Genomic DNA, 25,508 nt, shown 5'->3' on the forward strand with positions numbered 1-25,508 from the left:
CGCGGTTCAGCCGGCCACAGGATCAGTACAGGAGAGGCCATGCAGACGACGCGCACCACCACCGACACGGACACGCCGGAGAGCGCCGCCTACGCACCGACCGACCGCACCGTCCCCACCCGCTCCCGGGACCGCGCCTCGTACGACCGCGAGACGGTGCACGCGATACTCGACGAGGCCTACGTCTGCCACCTCGGCTTCGTGCGCGACGGCGCCCCCGTCGTGCTGCCGACGCTCTACGGCCGGGTGGGCGAGCGCCTCTACGTGCACGGCTCGACCGGCTCCCGGCCCCTGCGCATGGCGGCCGACGCACAGGCGGCTGCCGGAGAAGAGGACCCGGGGCTTCAGGTGTGTCTGACCGTCACCCATGTCGACGGTCTCGTCCTGGCCCGCTCCGCCTTCCACCACTCGATCAACTACCGCTCCGTCGTGGTCCACGGCACCGCCCACCAGGTCACCGACCCCGAGGAGAAGCGGGCCGCGCTCGACGCCCTCGTCGACCACGTCGTGCCGGGGCGGGCCGCCGACTCCCGCCCCGCCAACGCCAAGGAGCTCGCCGCGACGGCCGTGCTCCGCCTCGACCTGAACGAGGTGTCGGCGAAGGCCCGCACGGGCGGCCCCAACGACGAACCCGAGGACATGGAACTCCCCCACTGGTCAGGCGTGGTCCCGCTGCGCAGGAGTCACGGCGCGCTGATCCCCTCCGCCGACCTCGCCCCGGGCATCGAGGCGCCGGACTATCTGACCGCGCTGTGACGACGAGCTGAGGCGAGCCCGCCCCGGCACAGCGGCCGCCCCACCCGGGGCGGCCGCTGCCTTCGGGCCGCTCCCTCAGACCGGCACCGCGGCCCGCCGCGCCGCCACCGCACCCCGCGCCTCCGCGACCGCGAGGCCCGTGACCGCGACCAGCATCAGCACCGTGCCCGCGACGGTCGCCGCCGTGAGGGCCTCGCCGAGCAGGGCGACCGCGATCACCGCGGCGCTGACCGGCTCCAGGAGCATGATCACGGAGACGGTCGCGGAGCGCACGACGGCCGCTCCCGCGAAGTAGAGCGCGTACGCGACAGCCGTCGGCACGGCGGCGATGTACAGCACATAGGCGCCCACGCGCGCGGGGTCGGCGGTGTGCGGCACCAGGCCCTCGGCCGCCGCTCCCGGCAGCAGGCAGAGCGCGACGACCGCGAACGCCCAGACCGTCGTGTCGGAGGAGTCGGCTCCGCCGTCCCGCCCCCACCACCGCGTCACCAGCGTCATGGCGGCGTACGCGGCGGCGGACACGAGCCCCCAGACCACGCCCAGCGGCTGCACGGTCGCGCCGCCGCCGCCGAGGACGAGCACCACGAGTCCGGCCAGCGCGCCGATGACGGCGAAGGATCCGCCGCGCCCGAGCCGCTCCCCCATGGTCAGCCGCGCGCCGAGGGCGATGAGGACGGGCCCCGAACCCATGGTGACGACGGTGCCGACCGCGAGGCCGGTCGTCTCGACCGCCGCGAAGTAGGCGGTCTGGAACACCGCGAGGGCCACGCCCGTGACGACGATCCGGCGGGCCCTGCGGCCCAGTGGTTCGCGGGCCGCCCCGGACACGTACGGCTTCTTGCGGCTCGGCCGTAGCGCGCGGGTGGCGAGCAGCAGGACGAACCCGCCCGCGCACCGCCAGAAGGAGAGGCCGACCGGCCCCATGTCACTGGCCTGGAAGACGAGCGCGGCGGCGGCACCGGCCGTGCCCCAGGCGACTCCGGCGACGATCAGATAGACGAGACCTCGCCCGACGGGCAGGCCAAGGACAGCATTCGACACGTTTGACGTGTTCGACACGTTCGACACGTGAGTTCTCCGCAGCAGAGGAGGGACGTTTGGCTCCGTCTGCGGGCAGCACCGTTCCGCCCGGCCATCGGCCGGGTCATGATCCGTGGGCGCCCCGCGCTAGAAGGCGGGAGGCGGAAGAACGAGCGCTCGTGCGTGCATGATCCGCAGCCTAGGTCGCGCTGCCACTGCGCGCCAACTCCGTTCCGGATGCCGGAACGTCGTCCCCGCCGTCCGGCCGGCCCGGCCGCGAGGACTGCGCGATGAACGCGCCGCCCAGGACGACGGCACCGCCGATGATCTGCGGCGCCGAGAGGTGCTCGCCGAGGACGACCCAGGCGAGGGCGGTCGCGATGACGGCTTCGAGGCAGGCCACGACACCGGCCACCTGCGGGGAGAGCCTGCGCACGGACAGCACCCCGGTGACGTACGCGACGACGGTCGCGACGAGCACGATCCAGCCGAGCAGCACCCAGGCGGGGACGGCCGAACCGTCCAGGTCGGCGCTGCCCGCGAGCACCGTCCAGTCCATGCCCCACGGCCGCGCCACGACGGTCAGCACGGCGGTACCGACGAGCAGGCCGTACGCGATGACGCCGAGGGGGGCGGGGGCGTCGTCGCCCGCGTCGCTGCCCTGGTCGGACAGGACGAAGTAGCCGACCTGGCAGCAGGCGGCGCCGAGCGCGAGCAGGAGTCCGACGGCGTCGAAGCTCAGCCCCGCCCACACCTCGACGACGCAGGCGAGGCCGGCCACCGCGAGCACGACGCCGAGCGCCGCCGCCCGCGTCACCGGCTTGCGCTGCACGAAACGCACCCAGCCGAGGACCAGCGCGGGGGCGAGGTACTCGATCAGCAGGGCGACGCCCACGGGGATACGGGAGAGCGCGGCGAAGTAACAGGCCTGGACGCCCGCGACGGCGAGGAGACCGAACCCGGCGAGCAGCGCGGGCCTGTCCCGCACCAGCGAACGGTGACGCCAGGCCACGGGCAGCATCACCAGGGCCGCGCCCGCCACCCGCAGCCACACCACGTGGAGGGGGTCGAGCCCCGCTTCGATCAGCGGCTTGGCCGCGACGCCGGAGCCGCCGAAGGCGACCGCGGAGACCAGGGCGAGCCCGAGGCCGACACCTCGCCCCTGGCTCCCGCGGCCGCCGGTCCGGCTCTCCTGAATCCCCTGAGACGCTTGCACCGGCACATCATGACAGGCGGTGTCATGAGCGTCATCCGCGATGACCCCTGTCTCAACCGACGGACGTCCCCGCGCCTCCCGCGCGCCCAGAACCGGCGTCCCCGAGGTAGCCGTGGTCCCCGGACGCGTACTGCCGGCAGCCCGCCTCGACGCGCCGCAGCAGGCCCTCGACGTCGACACCTGCCCGCCCGAGGACCTCGACCGCGCGGCACTCGGCGTCGGCGGCCAGACCGGCGAGGAGATCCATGCCGAGCGGGTGTGCGTCGCCGCGCAGTTCGGCCCGTTCCAGGCCACCTCCATCGCGAGGACGGCGGTCGGTGACCAGCCCGTCTCCTTCGCGGGCGCCACCACGGGCACGGCCCCGGAGTCCTCGACCGTGCCCTGCCACTGCAAGCCGTAGCCGATGCTGCGCTGGACGAGGTAGCCGAGGAGGCGCACCACCTGGGCGCCGTCCGCGAAGACCGCGCGCACCTCGGGGTCGGACTCCAGCAGGGAGTGCAACAGGTGGGCGGTGTCGATCTGCCGGTCCCCGTCACGTACGGCTCTGCGGCGCGCGCCGGCCACTACGGCGGCCAGCTCGGCGCTGAGTCGGGACTCGGGATCTGCACGGATCAAGTCGGGTTCTGCTCCCGGCGGGGTACGGCTTTGCACATCTCCCACCACATCAACCCCCAGACGCGTACACATCGGCGGCGGGAAGCATCTTCACGTCCGACACAAGGTGGGCACCGGTGCGGTGGTTGTCCTCCTTGCGGATGAGATCCGGCCGATCTGTCCGGCGCGGTGCGCGCCGCTTTGCCCGGCACCCCGTGGGCAACCATGGTGTGCCGCCGCATGTCTGAAAGACATGGAGAGCAGGTCCTGGATGGTCGCCCTGCCGGCGATCGACGGCAGGCAGTACGTGTACCGGGTCTACGCCCCTGACAACGCGCTGCCCGCCGATCTGTTCTGGGACGCCTGGCACTGCCATGACGAAGGACCTTTCCCCAGGGCCTCGGATCTCTTCGACGCGGCGGTCATACGCCGGGTCGGCTGACCGTACGAGTACCCCGGAAACCCACGGCCTCGCAGCGCCGCGCACACCCTTGGCCGCGCTCCGGCCGCGTACGGGTACGGGGTCGGCCCCCGTACCCGTACGCGGCCGGCCCCGCACACGGAATCAGCCGTCCCACGCGCGCGTGGTCAGCCCGCCCGCGTACCGACCACGACCGTCGCGTACAGCTCCTCGTTCTCGACGACCGTCGCCGTCAGGCCCGCTCGCTCGACGGCGGTCACGGCCGCGGGGATCTGCCCCTCGCTGGTCTCGAACAGCAGATGCCCGCCGGGTGCCAGCCATCGCGGCGCCTGCGCGGTCACCCGGCGCAGCACGTCGAGCCCGTCGCTGCCGCCGTCGAGCGCCACCCGCGCCTCGTGCTCGCGCGCCTCGGTGGGCAGCAGGCCGACCTCGGCGGTGGGGACGTAGGGGACGTTGGCCAGCAGGACCTGGACGCGGCCCCGGAGTTCGCGGGGCAGCGGATCGTAGAGGTCGCCCTCGTAGACGCGGCCGCCCGCGGCGGCGACGTTGCGGCGGGCGCAGCGGACCGCCGCCGGATCGATGTCGGCGGCGTGCAGCTCGACCCGGTCGAGGCCCGCGGCCAGCGCCGCGCCGAGCGCGCCGGACCCGCAGCACAGGTCGACGACGAGGGCCTCGCGCCCCGCGAGGGCGGCCGCCCGGTCGACGAGGAACTCCGTGCGGCGGCGCGGCACGAAGACCCCCGGGTCCACGGCGACCCGCAGACCGTGGAACTCGGCCCAGCCGAGGACGTGTTCGAGGGGCAGCCCACCGGCCCTGCGCCGCACCATGGCGGAGACCTCGGCCGGGGAACTCGCGGTGGAGAGGATCAACTCCGCCTCGTCCTCGGCGAAGACACAGCCCGCGGCGCGCAGCGCGGTGACGGTGGTGGAGTACTGGGAGGGGGTGAAAGAAGAAGTGACCGACATGCGAAGAAAACCTTCCGGGATCCCGATGGGGCTCCCTCGGGTCACCTATGCCGGGTGAACCGCGCGGTCGCGAGAAGAGAGCACCCGACCTGCTGTTGCGGTAATGGGTCTCACCTCCGGGGCTCGCCGCCTGCGTCCGTCACAGGGCAACGGAACAGTACCTCACGCACCTGAAGCCGGGCACACGCGGGCCCGGCGGCCGGCGGGCGACCGCGCTCGACCGCCAGGAACTGACGGCTCGCCAGTACCACGGAGAAGGCCTGGACCCGGCTCACCGACTTCTCCTCGTACGGCGAATGGAACGCCACGCACACCGGATTCCCCCGGGGCGGCCCCGCCACGCTGGAGGTGGGTGCCACCTTCAGGGAGAACATGAAGCTGATGGGTTTTCCCGCCGAGGTCGACTGGACCATCGACGAACTGGAGCCCGCCCGCACCCTCGCCATCTCGGGGCAGGGCCCGATGGGCGTCAACGTCAGCACCCGCTACACCCTCACCCCCGACGGCACCGGAACGCTGGTCCGCATCGACGGCGAGTTCACCGGCGCCGCGGTCTCCCTGATGGCGGGCAAGCTGAGGGACTCGGCGACCGCCGCCCTCGACGAGTCGCTGCGCAAGCTGGCCGGCCTGGTCTCGTGACGAAGCGCCCCGCACAGTGCGTGCGGGGCGCTTCATCCGCGGGGAGAGCCGTCGGCCCGCACCCCGTCAGTCCTCGTCGGCGAGGATCAGGTACAGCTTCTTGCGGGCGTCGTTGATGACCGTGACGGCCTTGTCGCGCTGCTCCTTGTTGCCGGCCTTCCAGACCTGGCCGAAGGCCTCCATCAGGCCCATACCGGCCTGGCGGATCTCGTTCAGCGTCTCCCAGTCGACGCCGCGCCCGGCCTCTTCCCAGGGCGCGTCGGGACCTTCGTCCGCCACCGCGCGGCCGGCGTCGGTGAGCGAGAAGAGCTTCTTGCCGCCCTCGCTCGCGCTGCTGATGAGGCCCTCGTCCTCCAGGAGCTGGAGGGTCGGGTAGACCGAACCGGGGCTGGGCTTCCACGCCCCGCCGCTGCGCTCGGCGATCTCCTGGATCATTTCGTAGCCGTGCATGGGCCGGTCCTTCAGCAGGGCCAGGATGGACGCGCGTACGTCACCGCGCCGCGCCCTGCCGCGCCCGCCCCGCCCCCCGGGACCGCCGCCCCAGGGACCACCGGGCCCCCCGAAGCCGGGCCCGAAGGGACCGAAGGCGCCACGCAGCGACTCGAACCCTCCGAAGCCACCGCCTTCGCGGCCGAAGCCCTCGCGACCCTGCCGGCCGCCTCGGCGACCGTGTCCGTGCTCGTGTTCAAAACCGTGGGAACGCATGACGATCACTCCTTTTGAGTGCCTGTTGATCTCACCTCCGACCAACGATCTTCAACGCTCAGTCGCTGAACGCTGACCAGCCATTGAACGCTGCCCAGTCGTTGATCGCTCGCGTATCGTTCGCGATGCCTCAACGATATATCGGAACAGTTCGCCGAGCAACCCTCCAAGCGGGCGGATCGAGCCTGTCCCGTCCGGACGGCGCCGCCGGACGGTTCTGACCGCCGGCGACGCCAGAGCAGCAGGAGGCTTACCTGGCGAGCTCGGCTGGTTCGTCCAGCCGTGTCAGCTTCTGCGGGTTTCTCACGAGATAGACCCGGGTGACCCGCCCGTTCTCCACCACGAGGCTCAGCGCCGTGGCCAGCTCACCGTCGATCTCGATCCGGCCCGCAGGTGCGCCATTGAGCCACACGGCCGTCGTCTCCAGCTCGGCCGCTTCCGACCGCTTTGCGCGCGCGAGCACCTTCGCCACCAGGTCGGCCCCGTGGATCGGGGCCAGAGCAGCGGCCGCGAGCCCGCCACCATCGGCGATCAGGACCACGTCCGGCGCCATGACCTCCACCAGCTCCTGCAACTGTCCGGTCCGCAACGCTGCCAGGAACCGCTCCACCACGGCCTGCTGCTCCGACCGGCTCACTTGCACCCGCGGCTGCCGAGCCGCCACATGCTCGCGCGCCCGCCGTGCGATCTGCCGCACCGTGGCCGCGGACTTCCCGACGGCTGCGGCGATCTCGCCGTACGGCACATCGAACACCTCGCGGAGTACGAACACCGCCCGCTCGGTCGGCCCGAGCGTTTCAAGCACGGTCAGCATCGCGATCGAGACGCTCTCCGCGAGCTCGACGTCCTCGGCGACATCAGGACTGGTCAACAGCGGTTCCGGCAGCCATTCGCCGACATAGTCTTCGCGGCTGCGCGACAACGCTCGCAGACGGTTGAGCGCCTGCCGGGTGACGATCCGGACGAGGTACGCCCGTGGGTCACGCACCTGCGACCGGGCGACGTCAGCCCACCGCAGCCAGGATTCCTGCACCACGTCCTCCGCGTCGGCCGCCGACCCGAGCATCTCGTAGGCGACCGTGAACAGCAGGTTGCGGTGGGCCACGAACGGGTCCTCGGTCATGCCGACGATGCCACGGCGGAGGCCCCGGCACGCGCGGCCAGCGGAACCTCGCAAGCCTCGGAGAAGCCTTGCGAGGCGATCCCGTTCGCATTGTTGTTCCTGGTCGCCATGTTGACGAAGGCGATGTACGCGGTGAGCTCGACCATCGCCGCCGCGCCGAGCCGCTCCAGCAGGCTCGCGTACAGCTCGTCGGTGACGGTCGGCGGCGTGTTCGTCATGGCCTCGGCGTACTCAAGTACGTCCCGCTCCAGCGGGGTGAACACCTCCGCCTCCCGCCACCGCGGCACCTGACTCGCCTTGGCCAGGTCCAGGTTCTGGTTCTGCGCCTGGAAGTATCCGACGTCAAGGCACCAGGCACAGCCCACCTGCGCCGCGACCGCCATGTGCGCGAACGACTTGAGGCTCGCGTCGGCCTCATCCCACTCGGCGAGCTTGGCCGAGAACTCCAGGTTGGACGTGGCGACCTCGGGGTTGTGCCACACCGCCTCGACAGGCTCGGGCACGGCACCGAGCTGCTTGATCATGTTTTCCCTGAGCTCCGCGGGAAGCTCCGCCTTCGGAACGCGTATCGCCATAGTGTCCTCCTTGGACATCTGCTTGTTCGGCATGAAGACACCGCCGGACCAACAGATGTGACAACCGAACGCCCCCGGGCAGGGGCTGCCTCACGCCTGGAAGCAGCCGAACCCAACGGCGAAGCCGGAGCAGATCAACGGGGACAACCCCCGCCGTCCCTGGACAGAGCCGAAGGACGCCGAAGCGTTAGAGGTGACGCGGAGCCGGGCCGCGACCGAGCCCAGGTGGGGGTCACACGGCGAGGGCGCCGCCGACGAAGGTACGTTCCGGCGGTGAGGCCACGAGTTCGACCATGGTGCCGGCGCGGAGGTCATCGCCGACGACGCGCGTGATCGCGTCGGTGAGCGCGGCACCGAGGCGCGCGGTGATCCGGGTTGCGTCGGGGCGGTCGAAGACGCCTGCGCGGACGCCCAAGACCACCGAGGCCTTCGTGTCCACGGCCTTGCCGCCCTGCGCGAAACGGCCCGCGGGGACGCCGGCCAGGCGGATACTTACGAGGTCGCGGGCCCATTCGCCGTAGACGTCGACGATCGCGTCGGTCAGCGCGGTGACGAGCATGGGTTCGTTCCCCGTCAGCCTGTTCTCTGGAAGGTGGACGGTCAGATGCGGCATAGTGGACCTCATTCCCTTTGAACCCAAAGCCTTTGCTTTCAAAGGTACCTGGAAGAGGTCCCCGATGTCCACGGAATCGGACGGTCCAGCCGTCGATGAGGCCGTCCGCACCCTGCTGTTGCTCATGCCACGGCTCGTGGGCCGCGCCAAGCGCCTGCCCATCCCTCCGGCGCTCCAGGGTCTGGACCTGGCACCGCGACACCTCGCACTGCTGGCCCACCTGGAGTACGACGGCCCGTCCAGCATCAACGAGCTGGCCGCTCGGCTGGAGGTGGCCCCGACGACCGTCAGCCTCATGGTCAGCGAGCTGTCACGGCCGGGCGTCCTGCAGCGCACCGCCGATCCCGCCGACCGCCGCCGCCGCATCATCGCCATCGCCCCCGCCTACGCCGCACCGATCGGCGAATGGCTCTCCGGCAGCGCCTCCGCCTGGGAACACGTCATGCGCGGTCTCGACCCCGCGGAACGCGCCACGGTCATCACCGCCCTGCACGCCTACGAGGCCGCCCTGGAGCAGGCGGGCGACCAGCAACGGAACGCAGAGCCGCGTTAGCGGGCTCGGCGGAGCCGGCATAGCGCGACCTGCCGACACCGCCCGCGCTCTGGCCTCCGGGATGTCCCTCGTCGATCGCGACGCGGATGCTCCGTGAGGCCAGCAACCCCGTAGCAACCCAGTCCACCTATGCGCGATTGGCCTTACCCGGCCCGCCCCGTCACGCCCTACCGTCATCGGTATGCCGACTTCTCACCGCATCCGCGTCGTGGACGCCTTCACCGACCGCCCCTTCGCCGGCAACCCGGCCGGTGTCCTGCTGCTCGACGCCTTCCCCGACGACGCGTGGCTGCAGAGCGTGGCCACGGAGGTCAATCACGCCGAGACCGCCTTCGCCCATCCCCTCCCCGAGGGCGGCGGGGCGGACTGGGCGTTGCGATGGTTCACCCCCGCCACCGAGGTGGACCTCTGCGGGCATGCCACTTTGGCCGCGGCTCATGTGCTGCACACCACGGGTGCCGCCTCCGGCCCGGTCCGCTTCGCCACCCGCAGCGGCGTTCTCACCGCGACCGCCCACGCCGATGGCGCCCTCACCCTCGACTTCCCGACCGCCCCGCTCACCGCCACCGACGTTCCCGACGGCGTCGCCGAAGCCCTCGGCGCCGAGCCGCTCCGCGCGTACGACACCGGCCCCAACTGCGGCGACCTGCTGGTCGAGCTCGCCGACGAGAAGACGGTCAGGGCACTCACCCCCGACCACAAGGCCCTCGTACGCCACTCGGAACGCGGCATCATCGCCACGGCCCTCGCCGAGGACCCCTCCCGTGGCTACGACTTCGTCTCGCGGGGGTTCTTCCCGCGCGTCGGCATCGACGAGGACCCGGTGACGGGCAGCGCGCACACCGCCCTCGCCCCCTTGTGGTCCGAGCGCCTGGGCCGCGCGGAGTTGACGGGGCTACAGGCCTCGGCCCGCACCGGCCTGGTCCGCACCGAGCTGCGGGGCGACCGCACCCTGCTGACCGGCCGCGCGGTCACGGTCATCGAGGGCGACCTCCTCGCCTGACGGCACTCCCACGCCCGCACAGGGCCGCCCGGTCCGCCGTCCCGCTACACCTCACGAAGGCGTGGGCAGCCAGTCCACCCTGCCCGCGAGCAGCGCGTATCCGACGAACGCCCCGATGTCCAGCAGGGAGTGGGCGACGACCAGCGGTCCCACCCGGCCCCACCTGCGGTAGAGGAGCGCGAAGACCACGCCCATGGCGAGGTTGCCGAGGAAACCGCCGATGCCCTGGTACAGGTGGTAGGAGCCGCGCAGTACCGAACTGCCCACCAGCGCGGCCATCGGCGTCCACCCCAACTGGCCCATCCTGCGCAGCAGGAAGCCGACGACGATCACTTCCTCCAGCACCGCGTTCTGCACCGCGGACAGCACCAGGACCGGGTACTTCCACCACACGTCGGGCAGCGCCTCCGGGACCACGGTGAGGTTGAAGCCGAGGCCGCGGGCCGCGAGGTAGAAGGCGATGCCGGTGCTGCCGATCACCGCGGCGATCGCGGTGCCGCGCCCCAGGTCCTGCCAGGGCCGCGTCCGGTCGAAGCCGATGGTCCGCAGGCTCGCCCTCTCGCGCAGGAGGAAGTGCGCGACGAGCGCCACCGGCACCAACGCCGTGGTGATCCCGAAGAGTTGCCACGCCAGATCAAGCCACGGCCTCCCCGGTGCCGCCGACGCGTTCATGGTGGCCGCCTGGTCCTTGAGGCCGCCCGGCTTCGTGACCGATCCGACAAAGCTGATCAGGGCGGACACCCCGCTCGCGCCCAGCGAGAGGGCCAGGACGAGCAACGTCTCGTCCCGCAGCGTCCGCCGCGCCGGCTCGTCCATCGGAAGAGAACCGGCCATCGGCCCCGGCTCCGCTTGCACTTGCGCCTCCAGTTGAGTGATCCCGCCTCATCCCCATCCTCGCCCCGCTAGGGTCTCGAAAGAAGTTACGAAGATCGTGCGCGACAGGCCGAGGGGGAAGGCAGCCGTTCCAGGGCGTTTCAACCCCCTTTTTCCTTGCTTCATCACTCAAGGGGGCACCACCGCCATGGGACGTCACAGCTTGCCCGATGAGCACGGGAAGGACGCGCGCACCCCCCGGAGAGGCGTCCGTGGCCGCACGGTCGCCGTCACCACGGCTCTCGTTCTCGTGGTCGCCGGCGGCACGGCGGTGGCCGTCCGCAGTGATCTGCTCTCCTTCCCCGGCTCGTGCGGTGACGACACGGTGCGCCTCGACGTGGTCGCCGCTCCCGATGTGACACCCGCCCTGCGTGCCGCCGCCGACAGCGTCCGGAAGCGAGAGATCACCTCCGACGGGCACTGCCTCGACGTCCGTGTCACCGCCCGCGACTCCTACGAGGTCGCCGACGACCTCCGCTCCGGCAAGGGCGCTGCCGGGTACGAGGTGTGGGTCCCGGACTCGGAACTGTGGGTGCAGCGCGTCGGCCTCGGCACCAGACCGACGAAGATCGCCGCCGGGGGCAACGTCGCCACGTCGCCCGTCGGCATCGGCATGGTCCCCTCCGCCGCCGAGACCCTGGGCTGGCCGGACAAGACGTACACCTGGCCGGAGTTGACCGCGAGCACCATGAAGGGCGACAAGGTGCGTCTCGGCGCCGCCGACCCCGCACGGAGCGCCACCGGCCTGCTCGCGCTCGCCAAGATCGGCGCGTCGGCGCAGAAGCAGGGCGGCAAGCAGGACGGCAAGAAGGGCGGCGGCAAGAAGGGCGACCCGGAGGGTGACACCCGGGCCGCGGCGCTGGCCAAGGCGCTCTCCGAGCGCACGACCGACACCGACGGGCAGCTTCTGGACACGCTGGCCCGCGACGGCTCCGGCGCGGAGAAGGGCAACCCGCGCCGCAACCAGGCGCTGATCGTCTCCGAGCAGGCGGCGTTCACGCACAACGCCTCGGCGGGCGAGGAGAACAACCTCGACCTGTTCTATCCCGAGGACGGCTCGCCCCGGCTCGACTACCCGTACACGCTGGTCGAGGACGGCAGGATGTCCACGGACACCAGCCGCGCGGCCCTGCGTTTCATGGCGCTGTTCAGCGAGAAGGAGGGCCGGGACATCCTGGCCGACCACGGCTTCAGGACCGACCCCGACCAGCCGTCGGACGAGCTGGTGACTGCAGCGGGTGGCCGCACCCCGCAGCCGTACTCCGGCGTGGCCGTCGAGCCGCCCTCGGACGAGCAGGTCCAGGAGACCCTCGGCATGTGGACGATCACGGTGCAGAGCGCCCGGCTCAGCACGGTCGTCGACGCCTCGGAGTCCATGCGGCAGCTCGTACCGGGGCGGGGTCAGTCCCGTATGGAGGTCACCAAGTCCTCGCTGCTCCAGGCGCTCGCCGGCTTCACGGACGAGGACGAGATCGGCCTCTGGGAGTTCGCCACCGCGCTCGACGGAGTACGCGACTACCGCGAGCTGGAACCCACCGAACGGCTCGGCGACCGCAGGGGGAACGCCACCCACCGCGACAGGCTGTCGAAGGCCTTCAGCGAGCTCCAGCCCGTGCCGGGCGGCGCCACCGGGCTGTACGACACCACGCTCGCCGCCTACAAGAAGGCCCGCGGTACGTACGCCGACGGCATGTTCAACGCCCTGGTGATCCTCACCGACGGCGCCAACCAGGACCCGGGCAGCATCTCCCGCGGCTCCCTCATCGCCCAGCTCGAGGAGCTCACCGACCCCGAGGAGCCGGTGCCGGTCATCGCGATAGCCGTGGGTCCCGACGCCGACAAGGAGGAGGTCCAGCAGATCGCCGCGGCCACCGGCGGCTCCGGCCACCAGGTCGACGACCCGGCGCAGATCCACGCCGTCATCCTCAAGGCTATCGTGGAAGCGGGCAGCCACCGGCGTTGACAGCGGCTCCTCGGCGGGCTCAGCCCCGGGGCACCGCCGGTCCGTGGAGCCCCAGCGGCCATGTGTGCACCGGATGCCCCTCGTGCATCAGCTCGCAGTACCGCTGGGTGGTCGCGGCGAGCGCCGCCTCCCTGGTGAGCCCGCTCTCCAGCGCGAGGTGGTACGTCTTCGCCTGCCACGAGGCCCCGTTGACCCGCCGCCGGCAGCGCTCCTCGATCACCCCGAGGTACAGGTCCCGGTCGGCGGGCGCCACGCCCCACGCGTCGAGCCCGGCGGCGGCCAGCGGCAGCAGCTCCTCGCGTACGAGGCTCACGGCCGGCACCTCGACCGTGCCGCCCAGCCTGCCGCGCCGCGGCCAGCGCAGGGCGGCGTCGATGCCGTACCGGCACGCGACGTCGAAGTTGTGCGCCGCGGCCTCGAACGGCAGCCGGGACCAGACGGGCCTGGCCTCCTCGCAGAGCGCCCGTACGAGCCCGTAGTAGAAGGCGACGTTCGCGACGACATCGGTGACGGTGGGGCCCGCGGGCAGCACGCGGTTCTCCACGCGCAGGTGCGGTACGCCGTCGGCGATGCCGTACACCGGGCGGTTCCAGCGGTAGACGGTGCCGTTGTGCAGGACGAGTTCGCCGAGCCGCGGCACCTCTCCCGCGTCGAGCACGGCCAGCGGGTCCTCGGCGTCCATGAGGGGCAGCAGCGCAGGGAAGTACCGCAGGTTCTCCTCGAAGAGTTCGAGCGGCCCGGTGATCCAGCGCTCCCCGAACCAGGTCCGCGGGCGCACGCCCTGGGCCTGGAGCTCCGGCGGCCTGGTGTCGGTGGACTGGAGGAACAGCGGCGGACGCGACTCGCGCCACACCTCGCGGCCGAAGAGGAACGGCGCGTTGGCCCCCACGGCCACCTGCGCGGCGGCGATGGCCTGCGCCGCGTTCCACACGTCGGCGAACCGGCCCGGCGTGACCTGGAGGTGCAACTGGATGGAGGTGCACGCCGCTTCGGGGGCGATCGACGCGGAGGTGCAGGTGAGCCGCTCCACCCCTTCGATGTCGAGGGCGAAGGGTTCGCCGCGCGCGGCCACGATCTGCTCGTTGAGGAGGGCGTAGCGGTCGACGTCGGAGAGGTTGGCCGAGGTCAGGTCGGCGCTGTTCAACGTCGGCAGAATACCGATCATGACAATACCGGCGTCGAGTTCGTTCGCTTTTCTATGGGCGTAGTTGAGGCCGGTGCGCAGTTCTTCGGCGAGCTGGTCGAGAACGCGCCCGCCGAGCCGGTGCGGGGCAATATTCACTTCCAGGTTGAACATTCCGAGTTCGGTCTGGAAATCCCGGCTCGCGATGCGCTCCAAAACCTGCGCATTCAACATTCTCGGCAGCCCGTCGGGCCCGGCCAGATTCAGCTCGATCTCCAGCCCCATGAGATTCTGTGGCCGGTCGAACCGCTCCTCCTCCAGCAGCCGCTCAAGCCCCGCGAGGCACTTCTGGAGCTTACTCCGATAGCGGTCCCGTTCGGACAGATCGAACGCGCCCGCCGCGACCTTGTCCCCCATCGCCTTGTCCCTTCTCGCCCGGGCAGCCGGGGGCCCGGCCGCTGTGTACGGGGGATGATGCCCAACCAATATGATCCGTAACGCCTCGCGGGGCGCAGCCGGCGAGTAGGCTCGGTGCCGTCGTGTCCCGGCACATTCACCGGGCATGCGTCAGAGTGCAGATTCTTTCCGGTGAGCTTGGTCAAAAACACCGACGGGAATCGGCCGACCGCTCCCATCGACACATCTGAGGTCACGGGAGTGACACCCTTGTGGAATGGGGAGAAAAACCGCATTATGACGGCTCGATAAGTCCTTGCCGGAAATATCGATCATGGTTAGATGAAACAACGGCCGAACACGCATCGTATAAACTCCGCTTTCGAGGCAGAGTTCTGGCGCCCCGGTCCCCCCGGCCCCGCCCCTCTGGCCCGAAGCTGACAGCGCCGTCACGCACCCGCCCCGCTCCACCGTGCCTGTCGAATGAGAGAGGCGACCCACCATGCCGCTGCATGTTCCTCCTGCCCCCGCGCCCGCCCTGCGCAGCGTCCTCGCGGCACTCGGTTCCCCCACTGCCGTACGTGAGGCACGCACCCCCACCCTGCGTGCGGCCCACGGCCCGTTGAGCCCGGAACTCCCGCTGCCCGTCCACGTCCTGGACCGCATCACCCCCGGTGGCACGTCGCCCACGCGCCTCGCCGGCTGGCGGTTCCTGATCCGCGGCGGTGAGCGGGCCCTCGCCGCGGCCGACACCATGCTCACGCCGGACGGCTGGGCCTTCTCACACTTCTTCGAGGGCCCCTACATCGCCTCCACGGAACGGGCCCTGCGGCACGCCGAGGCCATGCCGATGCCCTGCCAGCCCCGGCTGCTCTCCGTGCCCGAGCTGTACATGCTGACGCTCTGGCTGCACCGCGACTGCACGGACGACGGCGCCGAGGGCCCGCTCGCGGCCACCGATCTGCTGGTGCCCCTCGCGCCCGCGCCGCCCGGCATCGCGGCCCACCGTCCGCACCGGGTGGCCGAGTTGCTCCAGGTCCTCACCCTGCGGCTGTCCCCCAGCCCCCTGTTGAGGTCGCCCGTCTGACGAACGCCGGGCCCTCGCGTCCCTTCGTGCCCCGCTGCCCCCGGCCGCGGGGCACGACGCTGTTCCCACCCAAGTGGACTAGCCTGGCCGGGCCATCCCGAACCACCCGAAGAGGCAGGGGAGTTGGACTGAACCGTTCGGCCGGGTGATACGTCATTAAGCAGTAGGAACCGCTGCCGCGAAATCCCTGCGGATTGACGCCCGTAGGGCAACACTGGGACCGGACCAACTACAACGGGGGGCGGTCATGAGCACCGCGACAAACCGCAGGACAGACGTCACAGCCATCACACCGCAGCGAAAGAACCCTTCCATGTGCCAGCACCAACCACCGTGCCCGACAGCCGACTCCGCCGACCGGGAGGCCGCGCTCCTCGCGGCGAGCCACCCGGAACAGGGCTGGAGCCTGCTGTGCAACGGCGTCCTGCTCTTCGAGGACACCGGTGAGCTGCTGCCGGACGGCCAGATCATCGCCCCGCACCGACCGCTGGGCACCGACCAGATCATGACGGCCGCCTGATCGCCGCCGGCACAGCCGCACGGACGGACATCCCGCGCGATCCACATGATCGCGGCAGACAGCCGAGGGGCCGGCCCGGAGAACACTCTCCGGACCGGCCCCGACGCATGCCCGTGGCGCACGGGCACCGGCATCAGTCCTCGTACGCGTCCAGCGGCGGGCAGGAGCAGACGAGGTTCCGGTCGCCGTACGCCTGGTCGATGCGGCGCACCGGCGGCCAGTACTTGTCCGAGGGGGCGACTCCGGCGGGGAAGACGGCCTCCTCGCGGCTGTAACCGTGCTCCCACTCGCCGCTCAGCGCGGCGGCGGTGTGCGGGGCGTTGCGCAGCGGGTTGTCGTCGGCGGCCCACTCGCCGGAGCCGACCTTCTCGATCTCCCGGCGGATGGCGATCATCGCCTCGCAGAACCGGTCGATCTCGTTCAGGTCCTCGCTCTCCGTCGGCTCGATCATCAGCGTCCCCGCCACCGGGAACGACATGGTCGGCGCGTGGAAGCCGTAGTCGATGAGCCGCTTGGCGATGTCGTCGACGCTGACGCCGGTCGCCTTGCTGAGCGGCCGCAGGTCGACGATGCACTCGTGTGCGACGAGACCGGCGGGGCCGGTGTAGAGCACGGGGTAGTGCGGCTCCAGGCGCTTGGCGATGTAGTTGGCGGAGAGCACCGCGACCTGGGAGGCGCGCTTGAGGCCCTCGCCGCCCATGAGGCGCACGTACGACCAGGAGATCGGCAGGATTCCGGCGGAACCCCACGGCGCCGCGGAGATCGGTCCCACGCCGGTCTCGGGACCGGCGGCGGGCTGCAGCGGGTGGTTCGGGAGGTAGGGCGCGAGGTGCTCGCGGACGCCGACCGGGCCGACGCCGGGGCCGCCGCCGCCGTGCGGGATGCAGAAGGTCTTGTGCAGGTTCAGGTGCGAGACGTCGCCGCCGAAGTGGCCCGGCTTGGCGAGACCCACCAGCGCGTTGAGGTTGGCCCCGTCCACGTACACCTGGCCGCCGGCCTCGTGCACCTCCGCGCAGATGTCGGCGACGTGCTCCTCGAAGACGCCGTGCGTCGAGGGGTAGGTGATCATCAGCACGGCCAGCTCGTCGCGGTGCTTCTCGATCTTGGCCCGCAGGTCCTCGACGTCGACCTCGCCGTCGTCGGCGGTCTTGACGACCACGACCTTCATGCCCGCCATGACGGCGCTCGCCGCGTTCGTCCCGTGCGCGGAGGAGGGGATGAGGCAGACGGTGCGCTGCTCGTCGCCGTTGGCCCGGTGGTACCCGCGTACGGCGAGCAGTCCGGCCAGCTCGCCCTGCGATCCGGCGTTGGGCTGGAGGGAGACCTTGTCGTACCCGGTGACCTCGGCGAGCCGCTCCTCCAGCTCACGGATGAGGGTGAGATAGCCCTGCGCCTGCTCGGCGGGCGCGAAGGGGTGCAGCTGCCCGAACTCGGGCCAGGTGACCGGCTCCATCTCGGTGGTCGCGTTGAGCTTCATGGTGCAGGAGCCCAGCGGGATCATGCCCCGGTCGAGCGCGTAGTCGCGGTCGGCGAGCCTGCGCAGGTAGCGCAGCATCGAGGTCTCGGAGCGGTACTGGTGGAAGACCGGGTGCGCGAGGTAGTCATCGGTGCGCAGCAGGCCCTCGGGCAGCGTGTCGGCGGCGGTGGCGTCGAGCGCGTCCACGTCGGCGTCGACGCCGAAGGCGCCCCACACCGCGCTGAGCTGCCGGCGCGTGGTCGTCTCGTCGCAGGACAGGGAGACGTGGTCGGCGTCGACGAGGTGGATGTTGGCGCCGGCCTCGCGGACGGCGGCGACCAGTTCCGCGGCCTTGCCGGGCGCCCGCACCGTGATCGTGTCGAAGTAGGCGCCGTGGACGACCTCGTAACCGCCGCCGGTGAGCCCGGCGGCGAGCAGCGTGGCATACCGGTGGGTGCGGCGCGCGATGGACTTCAGGCCCTCGGGCCCGTGGTACACGGCGTACATCCCGGCCATGACGGCGAGCAGCACCTGGGCGGTACAGATGTTGCTGGTGGCCTTCTCGCGGCGGATGTGCTGCTCACGGGTCTGGAGCGCGAGCCGGTAGGCCTTGTTGCCGTCGGCGTCGACCGAGACGCCCACCAGACGCCCCGGCAGGCTGCGCGCGAAGTTCTCGCGCACCGCCATGTAACCGGCGTGCGGCCCGCCGAACCCCATGGGGACGCCGAAGCGCTGGGTCGTGCCGACGGCGATGTCGGCGCCCAGCTCGCCGGGCGAGGTGAGCAGCGTCAGGGCGAGCAGGTCGGCGGCGACGGTGACGACCGCGCCGAGCTCGTGCGCCCGGTCGATCAGCGGCTTGATGTCGCGGACGGCACCGGAGGCGCCCGGGTACTGCACCAGCAGACCGACGATGCCGCGCTCGGCGACCTCGGCCGGGATGCCGTCGCTCAGGTCGGCGACGACGATCTCGACGCCGGCCGGCTCGGCGCGCGTCTCGATGACGGCGATGGTCTGCGGCAGCGCGTCCGCGTCGACCACGTACACGCCGTTCTTGACCTTGCCCATGCGCCGCGAGAGGGCCATGGCCTCGGCGGCGGCGGTGCCCTCGTCGAGCAGGGAGGCGCCGGAGGTGGGCAGACCGGTCAGCTCGGCGACCATGGTCTGGAAGTTCAGCAGCGCCTCCAGGCGCCCCTGCGAGATCTCGGGCTGGTACGGCGTGTAGGCGGTGTACCAGGCGGGGTTCTCCATCACGTTCCGCAGGATCACCGGCGGCGTGAACGTCCCGTAGTACCCGAGGCCGATCATGGAGTCCAGGACCTGGTTGCGGTCGGCGAGCGAACGCAGTTCGGCGAGGACCTCGGCCTCGCTGCGGGCGCCGGGCAGGTCGAGCGCCTCGGCGTTCTTGATCACATCCGGCACCGCGGCGGCCGTGAGGTCGTCCAGCGAGCCGTACCCGACCTGGGCGAGCATCTTGGCCTGGGCCGCGGCGTCGGGCCCTATGTGCCGCTGCTCGAAGGGGATGCCCTGCTCCAGTGCGGCGAGCGGGATATGGGTGGCAGTCATTGCGGAGGCCTCCTGGTCTGCACGACCTACGAGGGGTACCTCGGCGCGGGTACCCGGACGGCCTCCCCCTCTGTCATCTCAACCTGAGAGCTTCACCGGCGACACCCTCGACCTGCGAGGACGCCGACCGGCTTTCACCGTCGGTGAGGGAGGATTCCGGGCGTGCCCGCCCGACGCCCGCCCTGCTTTCCAGAGTGACCTCGTCCGTGCGGTACGGGTGCCTGAGAGATTCCGGGGAGGATTTGCTCCTTCGGCGCCTCCGGACCCGCGGTCCGGAGAGCTCTCCCGCACGGGATCAGCAGCCGTCGCCAGCCTACCAGCGAGGACCATGGCCGATCCCTCGAGTGGCCGCCTGCCTCGAAGTGCTCTTTCGTAGTGAGTACGAACGAACAATGATGAGTTGTCCCCATATCCCGGTGTCCGTCACCCCGCGACCAGCTGGAGGGCCCGTGCGAACCGACATCGATCCGCGCAACCTGATCGGCCGCAAGGCGTTCGACCGGAACGGGGCGAAAATCGGCACGATCGACGAGATCTACCTCGACGACGCCACCGGCGCCCCGGAGTGGGCGGCGATACGCACGGGCCTGTTCAGCCGCGACGCCTTCGTCCCGCTGGAGCCGAGCGAACTCGTCGGCGACGGCACCCTCCGCATCCCCTTCGACCGCGCCCTGATCAAGGACGCCCCCGACTTCGGCGTCGGCCGCCACCTCTCCCCGGCGCAGGAGGTCCAGCTCTACCACCACTACGGTCTGGACACGACAGCTCCGCTCGCTCCCCCTGCGGACCTCGATTTCGGCCACGTGGCAGACCAGGACCCGGCCTGACCCGCCCCTCGCGACGAGTCCGCCGGCCGGCCTTCGGCCGTCACCCCCGGTCCAGCGGCGGCCCCCCGTCCACCAGCGGCAGCGGCTCCGCCGGCTCCAGTTTCGGGTCGTCCGTCCTGAACGTGCGCACGCGGCCCGGCTCCGACTGCGGCGTCTCGAAGCGCACCGTCACCCGGCCGAGGCCGCTGCCCTGCACCCAGCCGTGTCCGTACTCGGCGTGCCGCACATCGTGACCGGCCGCCCAGCGGCGCTCCACCGGCGGCTCAGGCGCCTCGGCGGGCTCCGTCTCCGGGCCGAGGACGGCCTCGCCCCGCACCGGCTCCGGCACCTCGTCCGCGGGCTCCGCGACAGCCTCTGCGGCCTGCGCGGCCTCCGCGGCCTGTGCGAAGAGGTCCTCCTGTGTGTAGTCGGCGAGCCCCGTGACGCCCACGCCGAGCAGCCGCACGCCTCCCGTGGTGTCCACGGACTCCAGGAGCCGCGCCGCGGCCTCCCTGACCACCGCGGGGTCGTCCGTGGGCCCGCGCAGCGTCTCGGACCGCGTCAGGGTCGAGAAGTCGAAGCGCCGCACCTTCAGCACGATGGTCCTTCCGGAGTGCCCCGCGGCCCGCAGCCGCTGCACGCACCGGTCGGCGAGCCGCGCGACCTCCGTCCTGACCCGCACCCGGTCGTGGATGTCCACGTCGTACGTGTCCTCGACGCTCACCGACTTGGTGTCCCGCTCGGCCACCACGGGCCGCTCGTCGTGCGCCAGCGCCATCGCGTACAGCGAGACCCCGTGCGCCTTCCCGAGCAGCCGGACGAGCTCGTCCTCCCCGGCCTCCGCGATCTCCTCGACCGTGGTGATCCCGGCCCGCCGCAGATGGTCACCCGTGGCAGGCCCCACCCCGGGCAGCGTCCGCACCGACATCGGCGCGAGCAGCGCCCGCTCCGTGCCCGGCGCGATCAGCACGAGCCCGTCCGGCTTGGCCTCCTCCGAGGCGATCTTCGCCAGCATCTTGCAGACGGCGAGCCCCACCGACCCCGTCAGCCCGGTGACCGCCTTGATGTCCGCCCGCAGCCGCTCCCCCACGGCCCTCGCCGACACCGCGTCGTCCGCGACGCCGCCCGCCTCCAGGTCCACGAAGGCCTCGTCCAGGCTGAGCGGCTCCACCAGGGGCGACAGCTCCCGCAGCAGCCCCATCACCTGCTCGCTGATCTCGCGGTAGAGACCGAAGCGGGGCACGAGATAGGCCGCGTTCGGCGCGAGTCTGCGCGCCTGGCCCATGGGCATCGCGGAGTGCACACCGAAGAGCCGCGCCTCGTAGGACGCCGTGGCCACCACGCCTCGCGGACCGAGACCGCCCACCACCACGGCCTTTCCGCGCAGACTGGGCTTCGCGGCCTGTTCCGCGGACGCGTAGAAGGCATCCATGTCCAGATGCAGGATCGTCGGCGCGCTTCTCACGACGTCGATGCTGCCCTACGCCACTGACAACGCCCCGTCCGCCCGCCTCAGACGGCCTTGTTGCGCCGCCTGGCGAGCTCGTCGGCGGGGTTGTGGCCGATGAGTGTCTCGCCGGTGTCCACGCGCTCTCCGTGCAGCTGGGACAGTGCGGCCTCGACGTCGCGCCACACCACGCCCACGGCGATCCCGAAGACGCCCTGCCCGCCCTGGAGCAGCTCGTGGACCTCACCGGGCGACGTGCATTCATAGACCGTGGCGCCGTCACTCATCAGCGTCATCCGCTCCAGATCGCGGTATCCGCCCTGCCGCAGGTGCTGCACCGTCGTCCGGATGTTCTGCAGGGACACCCCGGTGTCGAGCAGCCGCTTGACGATCTTCAGGACGACGACGTCCCGGAAGCTGTAGAGCCGCTGGATCCCGGAGCCGCCCGCAGCCCGCACACTGGGCTCGACCAGGCCCGTCCGGGCCCAGTAGTCCAACTGGCGGTACGTGATGCCCGCGGCCGCGCAGGCCGTCGGCCCCCGATACCCGATCTGCTCGGAATTCTCCGACGTGGCTTCCCCGCTCCCCTGGACCGCCATCGGTCGTTTCGGAGAGTGATCGGCCGCGCTGCCGTGAAACGGGTACGGGCCACCCACCGCCGTACCGTCGCCGCTGCTTCTCACGCCGACCTCCGTCCTTGACCTGCCTTCTCGACGGTAGGCAGTCACCAGGGGCTCGTCAACGATCGCCACACTCGCCACGCCGAGTGATAATCACCCTGAGAGTGGTTTCGCGTACCCCTCCGCGGGGAAAGGCTGGCCGAATGGCCCGGAGCCGGCCGCCGGAAGCGGCTCACTGGCTGTTGGTGCCGAAGTCCTCGGGGGAGATCTGGTCGAGGAACTCGCGGAACTTCTCCACCTCGTCCTCCTGCTCGTCCGGGATCGCGATTCCGGCGTCGTCGAGGACCCCGTCGCTGCCGTAGATCGGCGTACCGGTGCGCAGCGCCAGCGCTATGGCGTCGGACGGCCTCGCGCTCACCTCCACGCCACTGGCGAAGACCAGCTCGGCGTAGAAGACCCCTTCTCGCAGGTCGGTGATGCGCACTTCGGAGAGCTCCTGGCCCACCGCTTCCAGCACGTCCTTGAAAAGGTCGTGGGTCAGCGGCCGTGCGGGTGCCATGCCCTGCTGTGCGAAGGCGATGGCGGTCGCCTCACCTGGTCCGATCCAGATGGGAAGGTACCGGTCGCCTCCCACTTCACGCAGGAGCACGATCGGCTGGTTGGAGGGCATTTCGACCCGGACACCTACGACGTCGAGCTCGTTCACACAGCAACCCTAGGACGTGGTCGGCAGGTTTGGGTAGTCGGGCACCCGCCGAGTACGGCGCGGGCGGCCATCCGGGCGTCCGAGGACGCCCGGCCGGTCACGGAAGTCTGATCCCGAGGGCGGTCTGCACGAGGGCCGAGTGCAGCTTTCCCGTCAGGCCCGCGAGCTCCTTGGTGCGGGCCTCGGCATGTGCCCTGGTCTGCGGGTTGCGGTGGCGCCGCAGCGGTGCGACGACCTGGTCGACGAGGCCGGCCTCCCGCTCGGCGGCGGACTTCATGGCGCGCAGATGCCGTGGCTCGATACCGAACCTCCCGAGCTCGACGACGAGCGAGGCCACCGTGACCGCCTCCGCCTCGTATCCGCCGTCCGGCAGTTGCGCGACCAGTCCGTACGTCTCCCACTCCTCGAGCTGCTTCTCGTCGATCTCGGCGAGGGCGAGCAGTTCGTCACGGCCCACCCGGGCCGCCGTGGGGCCTTCGAGCTCTTCCTGGCTCTCGGCGTCACCCGGGCCCCGCTGACGCCCCAGGGACGGCAGAGGAGCCCGCTCGCCGCGCTCCAGCGCGTCGAGATACTCACGGATGACCTTGAGCGGCAGATAGTGGTCCCGCTGTATCCGCAGGACGTGGCCGAGACGCTCGACATCCTCCGGGCTGAACTTCCGGTAGCCGGAAGGGGTGCGCTGCGGCTCGATGAGCCCCTCGGACTCCAGGAAGCGGATCTTGGAGATCGTGACCTCGGGGAACTCGTCACGCAGCGTGTTCAGCACGGCACCGATGCTCATCAGCCGATGGTCCGCGGCGGTGCCGGTGTCGGCACCGCCCCTCGGTGTTTGCAGCATGGACCTTCCATGGGGGATCCCCGGACCCGGTCCGGGGGCTGATCAGATGCCGACGCTCCGCTGACTCGCGTAGAACACCAGCCGGTACTTGCCGATCTGCACCTCGTCGCCGTTCGACAGCGCGACCGAGTCGATGCGCTCCCGGTTGACATACGTGCCGTTGAGGCTGCCCACGTCGGCGACGGTGAAGGAACCATCCTGGAGACGACGGAACTCCACATGGCGCCGCGACACCGTCACGTCGTCCAGGAAGATGTCGCTCTGCGGGTGACGACCCGCCGTGGTCAGCTCTCCGTCGAGCAGGAAACGGCTGCCCGAGTTCGGCCCGCGGCGCACGACGAGGAGCGCCGAGCCCAGCGGCAACGCGTCGACAGCGGCCTGCGCCTCCGGGGAGAGCGCGGGAGACGGAGTCGTACCCGTCGCCTCCGCGTCGTAGGCCTCGAGGCCCGAGATGGAGATCGTGGACGTCGTCTCGGACGCACGCTCCGGCGTGGCCCCGGCCCGCAGCGGCGCACCGCAGTTGGAACAGAACCGGCTCGCCTCGGCATTGCGGTTGCCGCACCTCGTACACACCAGGGCCATGGACGGATCCTCCTGCCGCGGCTGCCCCGAAGGAGCATTCGACGCGTACGGGCCGGGGGTAAACCCTCCACCCGCACTTGAGGTTGACGGTTCTCCGAAACCTATGCGGCCGGGACCGGCAGGGTCAACAGACGACGCGCCCTGTCCGCCCGAAATGTCTCCGCCTGGACCAGAGACCTGATCGCGGAACATGGGGCGCTCTCCACCCTGCTCCTCGGCCTCTCCATGACGCTGGGCACGGTGACGGGCAGTGGCGGGATTACCGCTGTCCTCGCGTGCACTCTTACCGAACAACTTCGCAAACAACTTCACGGGCGATTCCCCTTGACCGAAACAGACCCGCCCGTGGGGCAGGACGAACCCTGATTGCACACACCGGCACTCATCGGTGAACCGGACATCCTCATAACGTCCGAATCCACCAAACAGTTTCCACCACGCACCGTGCTTCCGGTGCGCCGACCCCCCGCAACCTCATGCCCTTGCCACGTGGCCCCCATGCGCCCGCGGCTCACTCCGACGACGACCGAGCGTAGTCAGGCTGCTTCGCGGGTCGCAAGGCGCTCACAACGATCTTCTCCGAGCGGGTCACGGTGACCGTGGCCTGCTCCTTCTCCAGAGTCTGCACCACACCTCCCGGAATGTTCAGCGCAGGCTCGAGATCCTGCGGCTTGCCGATCACCTTGAAGAAGTACGGCGCGCCGACCTTGCGGCCGTCCACCCGCACACCACCGCCACCGGCGTCCGACAGGTGGGTGTTGGCCACCACACGTACGTCGTTGACCTGGATCGCCTCCGCGCCGGCGGCGCGCAGCTCCTGGATGGCGTCGAGCAGCATGTCCGCCTCGATCGCCTCCTTCTTGTCCTCGATGGCCAGCGTGATGCCCGGTCCCTGGGCGGCCACGGTGCCAGCCAGGATGCCCAGTTGCCGTTCCCTCTCGACCGTCTGCTTACGGGCCTCCTCAGCCTGGTCCGAGCTGTTCTCGAGCCCGGTCCGCTGCTCCTCGAGACCCCTCTTCTCCTCTTCCAGACGCTGAGTACGGTCATCGAGTTCATCGAGGATGCGTACGAGATCCTCCTGGCGCGCACCGCGCAGCGCACTGCTGTCGTTGTTGGACCGCACCTGGATGGCCAGGCCGAGGCCGAGCACGAACAGCAGCAGGGCCACGATCAGTTGGGGCCGCGTCACCCGCGGCGGCCACAGGCCCTTCACCAGCCGCTGGCGGCCGGTGAGCCGCGGCTCGTCGCGCGCCGGCGGAGCGGGTGCCTCCGGCTCGGTGACCGGCACCTCCGCGGGCAGTTCCCCGCGGCGGGGGTACTCGGGTGTCTCGTCAGCGCTCATCGG

At 71.0% G+C, this 25,508-nt stretch carries 23 protein-coding genes, 3 pseudogenes and 1 riboswitch; of the genes and pseudogenes, 9 read left to right on the forward strand and 17 right to left on the reverse strand.

Going from position 1 to position 25,508, the window contains the following annotated elements:
* Nucleotides 1-39: 39 nt before the first annotated feature.
* On the forward strand, nucleotides 40-756 hold the full coding sequence (locus ACRAKF_RS07510; protein ID WP_447036143.1) for a pyridoxamine 5'-phosphate oxidase family protein: 717 nt from the start codon (nucleotides 40-42) through the stop codon (nucleotides 754-756).
* A gap of 75 nt (nucleotides 757-831) precedes the next feature.
* On the opposite strand, the gene ACRAKF_RS07515 is transcribed toward ACRAKF_RS07510, so the two are convergent.
* The 3 genes and pseudogenes from ACRAKF_RS07515 to ACRAKF_RS07525 form a co-directional block, all read right to left on the reverse strand.
* The gene (locus ACRAKF_RS07515) at nucleotides 832-1,797 is read right to left on the reverse strand and encodes a DMT family transporter (protein ID WP_447036144.1); all 966 of its coding nucleotides are present in this window, start codon (nucleotides 1,795-1,797) and stop codon (nucleotides 832-834) included.
* Between the two features lie 178 nt (nucleotides 1,798-1,975).
* The gene (locus tag ACRAKF_RS07520; protein WP_447036145.1) at nucleotides 1,976-2,998 is read right to left on the reverse strand and encodes an EamA family transporter; all 1,023 of its coding nucleotides are present in this window, start codon (nucleotides 2,996-2,998) and stop codon (nucleotides 1,976-1,978) included.
* A 46-nt stretch (nucleotides 2,999-3,044) separates the two neighbouring features.
* Nucleotides 3,045-3,679 (reverse strand): annotated as a pseudogene (locus tag ACRAKF_RS07525) (Clp protease N-terminal domain-containing protein).
* 160 nt (nucleotides 3,680-3,839) lie between these two features.
* Here ACRAKF_RS07525 and ACRAKF_RS07530 point away from each other — a divergent pair.
* Nucleotides 3,840-4,028, forward strand: a complete 189-nt coding sequence (locus ACRAKF_RS07530; protein WP_447036146.1) for a hypothetical protein — start codon at nucleotides 3,840-3,842, stop codon at nucleotides 4,026-4,028.
* A gap of 146 nt (nucleotides 4,029-4,174) precedes the next feature.
* Here ACRAKF_RS07530 and ACRAKF_RS07535 read toward each other — a convergent pair whose 3' ends face one another.
* The gene (locus tag ACRAKF_RS07535; protein WP_447036147.1) at nucleotides 4,175-4,972 is read right to left on the reverse strand and encodes a putative protein N(5)-glutamine methyltransferase; all 798 of its coding nucleotides are present in this window, start codon (nucleotides 4,970-4,972) and stop codon (nucleotides 4,175-4,177) included.
* 252 nt (nucleotides 4,973-5,224) lie between these two features.
* Here ACRAKF_RS07535 and ACRAKF_RS07540 point away from each other — a divergent pair.
* Nucleotides 5,225-5,611 (forward strand): annotated as a pseudogene (locus tag ACRAKF_RS07540) (type II toxin-antitoxin system Rv0910 family toxin); the annotation flags it as partial.
* 66 nt (nucleotides 5,612-5,677) lie between these two features.
* Here ACRAKF_RS07540 and ACRAKF_RS07545 read toward each other — a convergent pair.
* The 4 genes from ACRAKF_RS07545 to ACRAKF_RS07560 all read right to left on the reverse strand — a co-directional run bounded on the left by ACRAKF_RS07545 (nucleotide 5,678) and on the right by ACRAKF_RS07560 (nucleotide 8,627).
* Complete coding sequence (locus ACRAKF_RS07545; protein ID WP_447036148.1) at nucleotides 5,678-6,316, reverse strand: PadR family transcriptional regulator; 639 nt, start codon at nucleotides 6,314-6,316, stop codon at nucleotides 5,678-5,680.
* 250 nt (nucleotides 6,317-6,566) lie between these two features.
* Nucleotides 6,567-7,439, reverse strand: a complete 873-nt coding sequence (locus ACRAKF_RS07550) for an RNA polymerase sigma-70 factor (RefSeq protein ID WP_447036149.1) — start codon at nucleotides 7,437-7,439, stop codon at nucleotides 6,567-6,569.
* Nucleotides 7,436-8,014: a carboxymuconolactone decarboxylase family protein gene (locus ACRAKF_RS07555; protein WP_447036150.1), complete on the reverse strand. Its 579-nt coding sequence runs from the start codon at nucleotides 8,012-8,014 to the stop codon at nucleotides 7,436-7,438. Before ACRAKF_RS07555 ends, ACRAKF_RS07550 begins: the two co-directional genes overlap by 4 nt.
* Before the next feature lie 232 nt (nucleotides 8,015-8,246).
* Nucleotides 8,247-8,627: a tautomerase family protein gene (locus tag ACRAKF_RS07560; protein WP_447036151.1), complete on the reverse strand. Its 381-nt coding sequence runs from the start codon at nucleotides 8,625-8,627 to the stop codon at nucleotides 8,247-8,249.
* Between the two features lie 64 nt (nucleotides 8,628-8,691).
* On the opposite strand from ACRAKF_RS07560, the gene ACRAKF_RS07565 reads away from it, so the two are divergent.
* Together ACRAKF_RS07565 and ACRAKF_RS07570 are read left to right on the forward strand one after the other, a co-directional pair.
* A complete protein-coding gene (locus tag ACRAKF_RS07565; protein ID WP_447036152.1) occupies nucleotides 8,692-9,180 on the forward strand; it encodes a MarR family winged helix-turn-helix transcriptional regulator in 489 nt (162 codons plus the stop codon).
* 181 nt (nucleotides 9,181-9,361) lie between these two features.
* On the forward strand, nucleotides 9,362-10,183 hold the full coding sequence (locus ACRAKF_RS07570; protein ID WP_447036153.1) for a PhzF family phenazine biosynthesis protein: 822 nt from the start codon (nucleotides 9,362-9,364) through the stop codon (nucleotides 10,181-10,183).
* Nucleotides 10,184-10,234: 51 nt separating this feature from the next.
* On the opposite strand, the gene ACRAKF_RS07575 is transcribed toward ACRAKF_RS07570, so the two are convergent.
* Complete coding sequence (locus tag ACRAKF_RS07575; RefSeq protein ID WP_447036155.1) at nucleotides 10,235-11,038, reverse strand: CPBP family intramembrane glutamic endopeptidase; 804 nt, start codon at nucleotides 11,036-11,038, stop codon at nucleotides 10,235-10,237.
* Nucleotides 11,039-11,204: 166 nt separating this feature from the next.
* Here ACRAKF_RS07575 and ACRAKF_RS07580 point away from each other — a divergent pair, with 166 nt between their 5' ends.
* The gene (locus ACRAKF_RS07580) at nucleotides 11,205-13,019 is read left to right on the forward strand and encodes a substrate-binding and VWA domain-containing protein (protein ID WP_447036156.1); all 1,815 of its coding nucleotides are present in this window, start codon (nucleotides 11,205-11,207) and stop codon (nucleotides 13,017-13,019) included.
* A 19-nt stretch (nucleotides 13,020-13,038) separates the two neighbouring features.
* On the opposite strand, the gene ACRAKF_RS07585 is transcribed toward ACRAKF_RS07580, so the two are convergent.
* Nucleotides 13,039-14,559 carry a glutamate--cysteine ligase gene (locus tag ACRAKF_RS07585; protein ID WP_447036157.1) on the reverse strand — a complete coding sequence of 507 codons (1,521 nt, stop codon included), beginning with the start codon at nucleotides 14,557-14,559 and terminating at the stop codon, nucleotides 13,039-13,041.
* 481 nt (nucleotides 14,560-15,040) lie between these two features.
* Here ACRAKF_RS07585 and ACRAKF_RS07590 point away from each other — a divergent pair, with 481 nt between their 5' ends.
* Nucleotides 15,041-15,625, forward strand: coding sequence for a hypothetical protein (locus ACRAKF_RS07590; protein WP_447036158.1), 585 nt, complete (start codon nucleotides 15,041-15,043; stop codon nucleotides 15,623-15,625).
* 313 nt (nucleotides 15,626-15,938) lie between these two features.
* Nucleotides 15,939-16,145, forward strand: coding sequence for a DUF5999 family protein (locus ACRAKF_RS07595; protein WP_356265958.1), 207 nt, complete (start codon nucleotides 15,939-15,941; stop codon nucleotides 16,143-16,145).
* 133 nt (nucleotides 16,146-16,278) lie between these two features.
* On the opposite strand, the gene gcvP is transcribed toward ACRAKF_RS07595, so the two are convergent.
* Nucleotides 16,279-19,164, reverse strand: coding sequence for an aminomethyl-transferring glycine dehydrogenase (gene gcvP / locus ACRAKF_RS07600; RefSeq protein WP_447036159.1), 2,886 nt, complete (start codon nucleotides 19,162-19,164; stop codon nucleotides 16,279-16,281).
* A 199-nt stretch (nucleotides 19,165-19,363) separates the two neighbouring features.
* A riboswitch (glycine riboswitch) is annotated at nucleotides 19,364-19,462 on the reverse strand.
* 151 nt (nucleotides 19,463-19,613) lie between these two features.
* Here gcvP and ACRAKF_RS07605 point away from each other — a divergent pair.
* Complete coding sequence (locus tag ACRAKF_RS07605) at nucleotides 19,614-19,991, forward strand: PRC-barrel domain-containing protein (protein ID WP_447036160.1); 378 nt, start codon at nucleotides 19,614-19,616, stop codon at nucleotides 19,989-19,991.
* Here the strand turns inward: ACRAKF_RS07605 and ACRAKF_RS07610 are convergent.
* The 6 genes and pseudogenes from ACRAKF_RS07610 to ACRAKF_RS07635 all read right to left on the reverse strand — a co-directional run bounded on the left by ACRAKF_RS07610 (nucleotide 19,910) and on the right by ACRAKF_RS07635 (nucleotide 25,505).
* Nucleotides 19,910-21,435: pseudogene (locus ACRAKF_RS07610) on the reverse strand (DNA polymerase IV). The gene ACRAKF_RS07605 and the pseudogene ACRAKF_RS07610 sit on opposite strands and share 82 nt — an antisense overlap.
* Before the next feature lie 47 nt (nucleotides 21,436-21,482).
* Nucleotides 21,483-22,100, reverse strand: a complete 618-nt coding sequence (locus ACRAKF_RS07615; protein ID WP_447036161.1) for a MerR family transcriptional regulator — start codon at nucleotides 22,098-22,100, stop codon at nucleotides 21,483-21,485.
* 169 nt (nucleotides 22,101-22,269) lie between these two features.
* Entirely contained in the window at nucleotides 22,270-22,743 is a 474-nt protein-coding gene (locus tag ACRAKF_RS07620) for a bifunctional nuclease family protein (RefSeq protein WP_030794342.1), read from the reverse strand.
* Nucleotides 22,744-22,840: 97 nt separating this feature from the next.
* Nucleotides 22,841-23,581 (reverse strand): transcriptional regulator FtsR, encoded by a 741-nt coding sequence (gene ftsR / locus ACRAKF_RS07625; RefSeq protein WP_447036163.1) that lies wholly within the window; start codon nucleotides 23,579-23,581, stop codon nucleotides 22,841-22,843.
* Nucleotides 23,582-23,623: 42 nt separating this feature from the next.
* Nucleotides 23,624-24,592: an FHA domain-containing protein gene (locus ACRAKF_RS07630; RefSeq protein WP_447041856.1), complete on the reverse strand. Its 969-nt coding sequence runs from the start codon at nucleotides 24,590-24,592 to the stop codon at nucleotides 23,624-23,626.
* Between the two features lie 82 nt (nucleotides 24,593-24,674).
* Nucleotides 24,675-25,505 (reverse strand): DUF881 domain-containing protein, encoded by an 831-nt coding sequence (locus ACRAKF_RS07635; protein ID WP_447041857.1) that lies wholly within the window; start codon nucleotides 25,503-25,505, stop codon nucleotides 24,675-24,677.
* Nucleotides 25,506-25,508: the final 3 nt, after the last annotated feature.

This window comes from Streptomyces sp. DSM 118878, from assembly GCF_052936595.1.

What these genes read in the sequence shown, in the direction of transcription:
- gcvP (WP_447036159.1), bottom strand. Translation starts at nt 19,164, where the DNA reads ATGACTGCCACCCATATCCCGCTCGCCGCACTGGAGCAGGGCATCCCC.
- ACRAKF_RS07550 (WP_447036149.1), bottom strand. Translation starts at nt 7,439, where the DNA reads ATGACCGAGGACCCGTTCGTGGCCCACCGCAACCTGCTGTTCACGGTC.
- ACRAKF_RS07595 (WP_356265958.1), top strand. Translation starts at nt 15,939, where the DNA reads ATGTGCCAGCACCAACCACCGTGCCCGACAGCCGACTCCGCCGACCGG.
- ACRAKF_RS07635 (WP_447041857.1), bottom strand. Translation starts at nt 25,505, where the DNA reads ATGAGCGCTGACGAGACACCCGAGTACCCCCGCCGCGGGGAACTGCCC.
- ACRAKF_RS07510 (WP_447036143.1), top strand. Translation starts at nt 40, where the DNA reads ATGCAGACGACGCGCACCACCACCGACACGGACACGCCGGAGAGCGCC.
- ACRAKF_RS07580 (WP_447036156.1), top strand. Translation starts at nt 11,205, where the DNA reads ATGGGACGTCACAGCTTGCCCGATGAGCACGGGAAGGACGCGCGCACC.
- ACRAKF_RS07530 (WP_447036146.1), top strand. Translation starts at nt 3,840, where the DNA reads ATGGAGAGCAGGTCCTGGATGGTCGCCCTGCCGGCGATCGACGGCAGG.
- ACRAKF_RS07545 (WP_447036148.1), bottom strand. Translation starts at nt 6,316, where the DNA reads ATGCGTTCCCACGGTTTTGAACACGAGCACGGACACGGTCGCCGAGGC.
- ftsR (WP_447036163.1), bottom strand. Translation starts at nt 23,581, where the DNA reads ATGCTGCAAACACCGAGGGGCGGTGCCGACACCGGCACCGCCGCGGAC.
- ACRAKF_RS07555 (WP_447036150.1), bottom strand. Translation starts at nt 8,014, where the DNA reads ATGGCGATACGCGTTCCGAAGGCGGAGCTTCCCGCGGAGCTCAGGGAA.
- ACRAKF_RS07565 (WP_447036152.1), top strand. Translation starts at nt 8,692, where the DNA reads ATGTCCACGGAATCGGACGGTCCAGCCGTCGATGAGGCCGTCCGCACC.
- ACRAKF_RS07570 (WP_447036153.1), top strand. Translation starts at nt 9,362, where the DNA reads ATGCCGACTTCTCACCGCATCCGCGTCGTGGACGCCTTCACCGACCGC.
- ACRAKF_RS07585 (WP_447036157.1), bottom strand. Translation starts at nt 14,559, where the DNA reads ATGGGGGACAAGGTCGCGGCGGGCGCGTTCGATCTGTCCGAACGGGAC.
- ACRAKF_RS07590 (WP_447036158.1), top strand. Translation starts at nt 15,041, where the DNA reads ATGCCGCTGCATGTTCCTCCTGCCCCCGCGCCCGCCCTGCGCAGCGTC.
- ACRAKF_RS07560 (WP_447036151.1), bottom strand. Translation starts at nt 8,627, where the DNA reads ATGCCGCATCTGACCGTCCACCTTCCAGAGAACAGGCTGACGGGGAAC.
- ACRAKF_RS07535 (WP_447036147.1), bottom strand. Translation starts at nt 4,972, where the DNA reads ATGTCGGTCACTTCTTCTTTCACCCCCTCCCAGTACTCCACCACCGTC.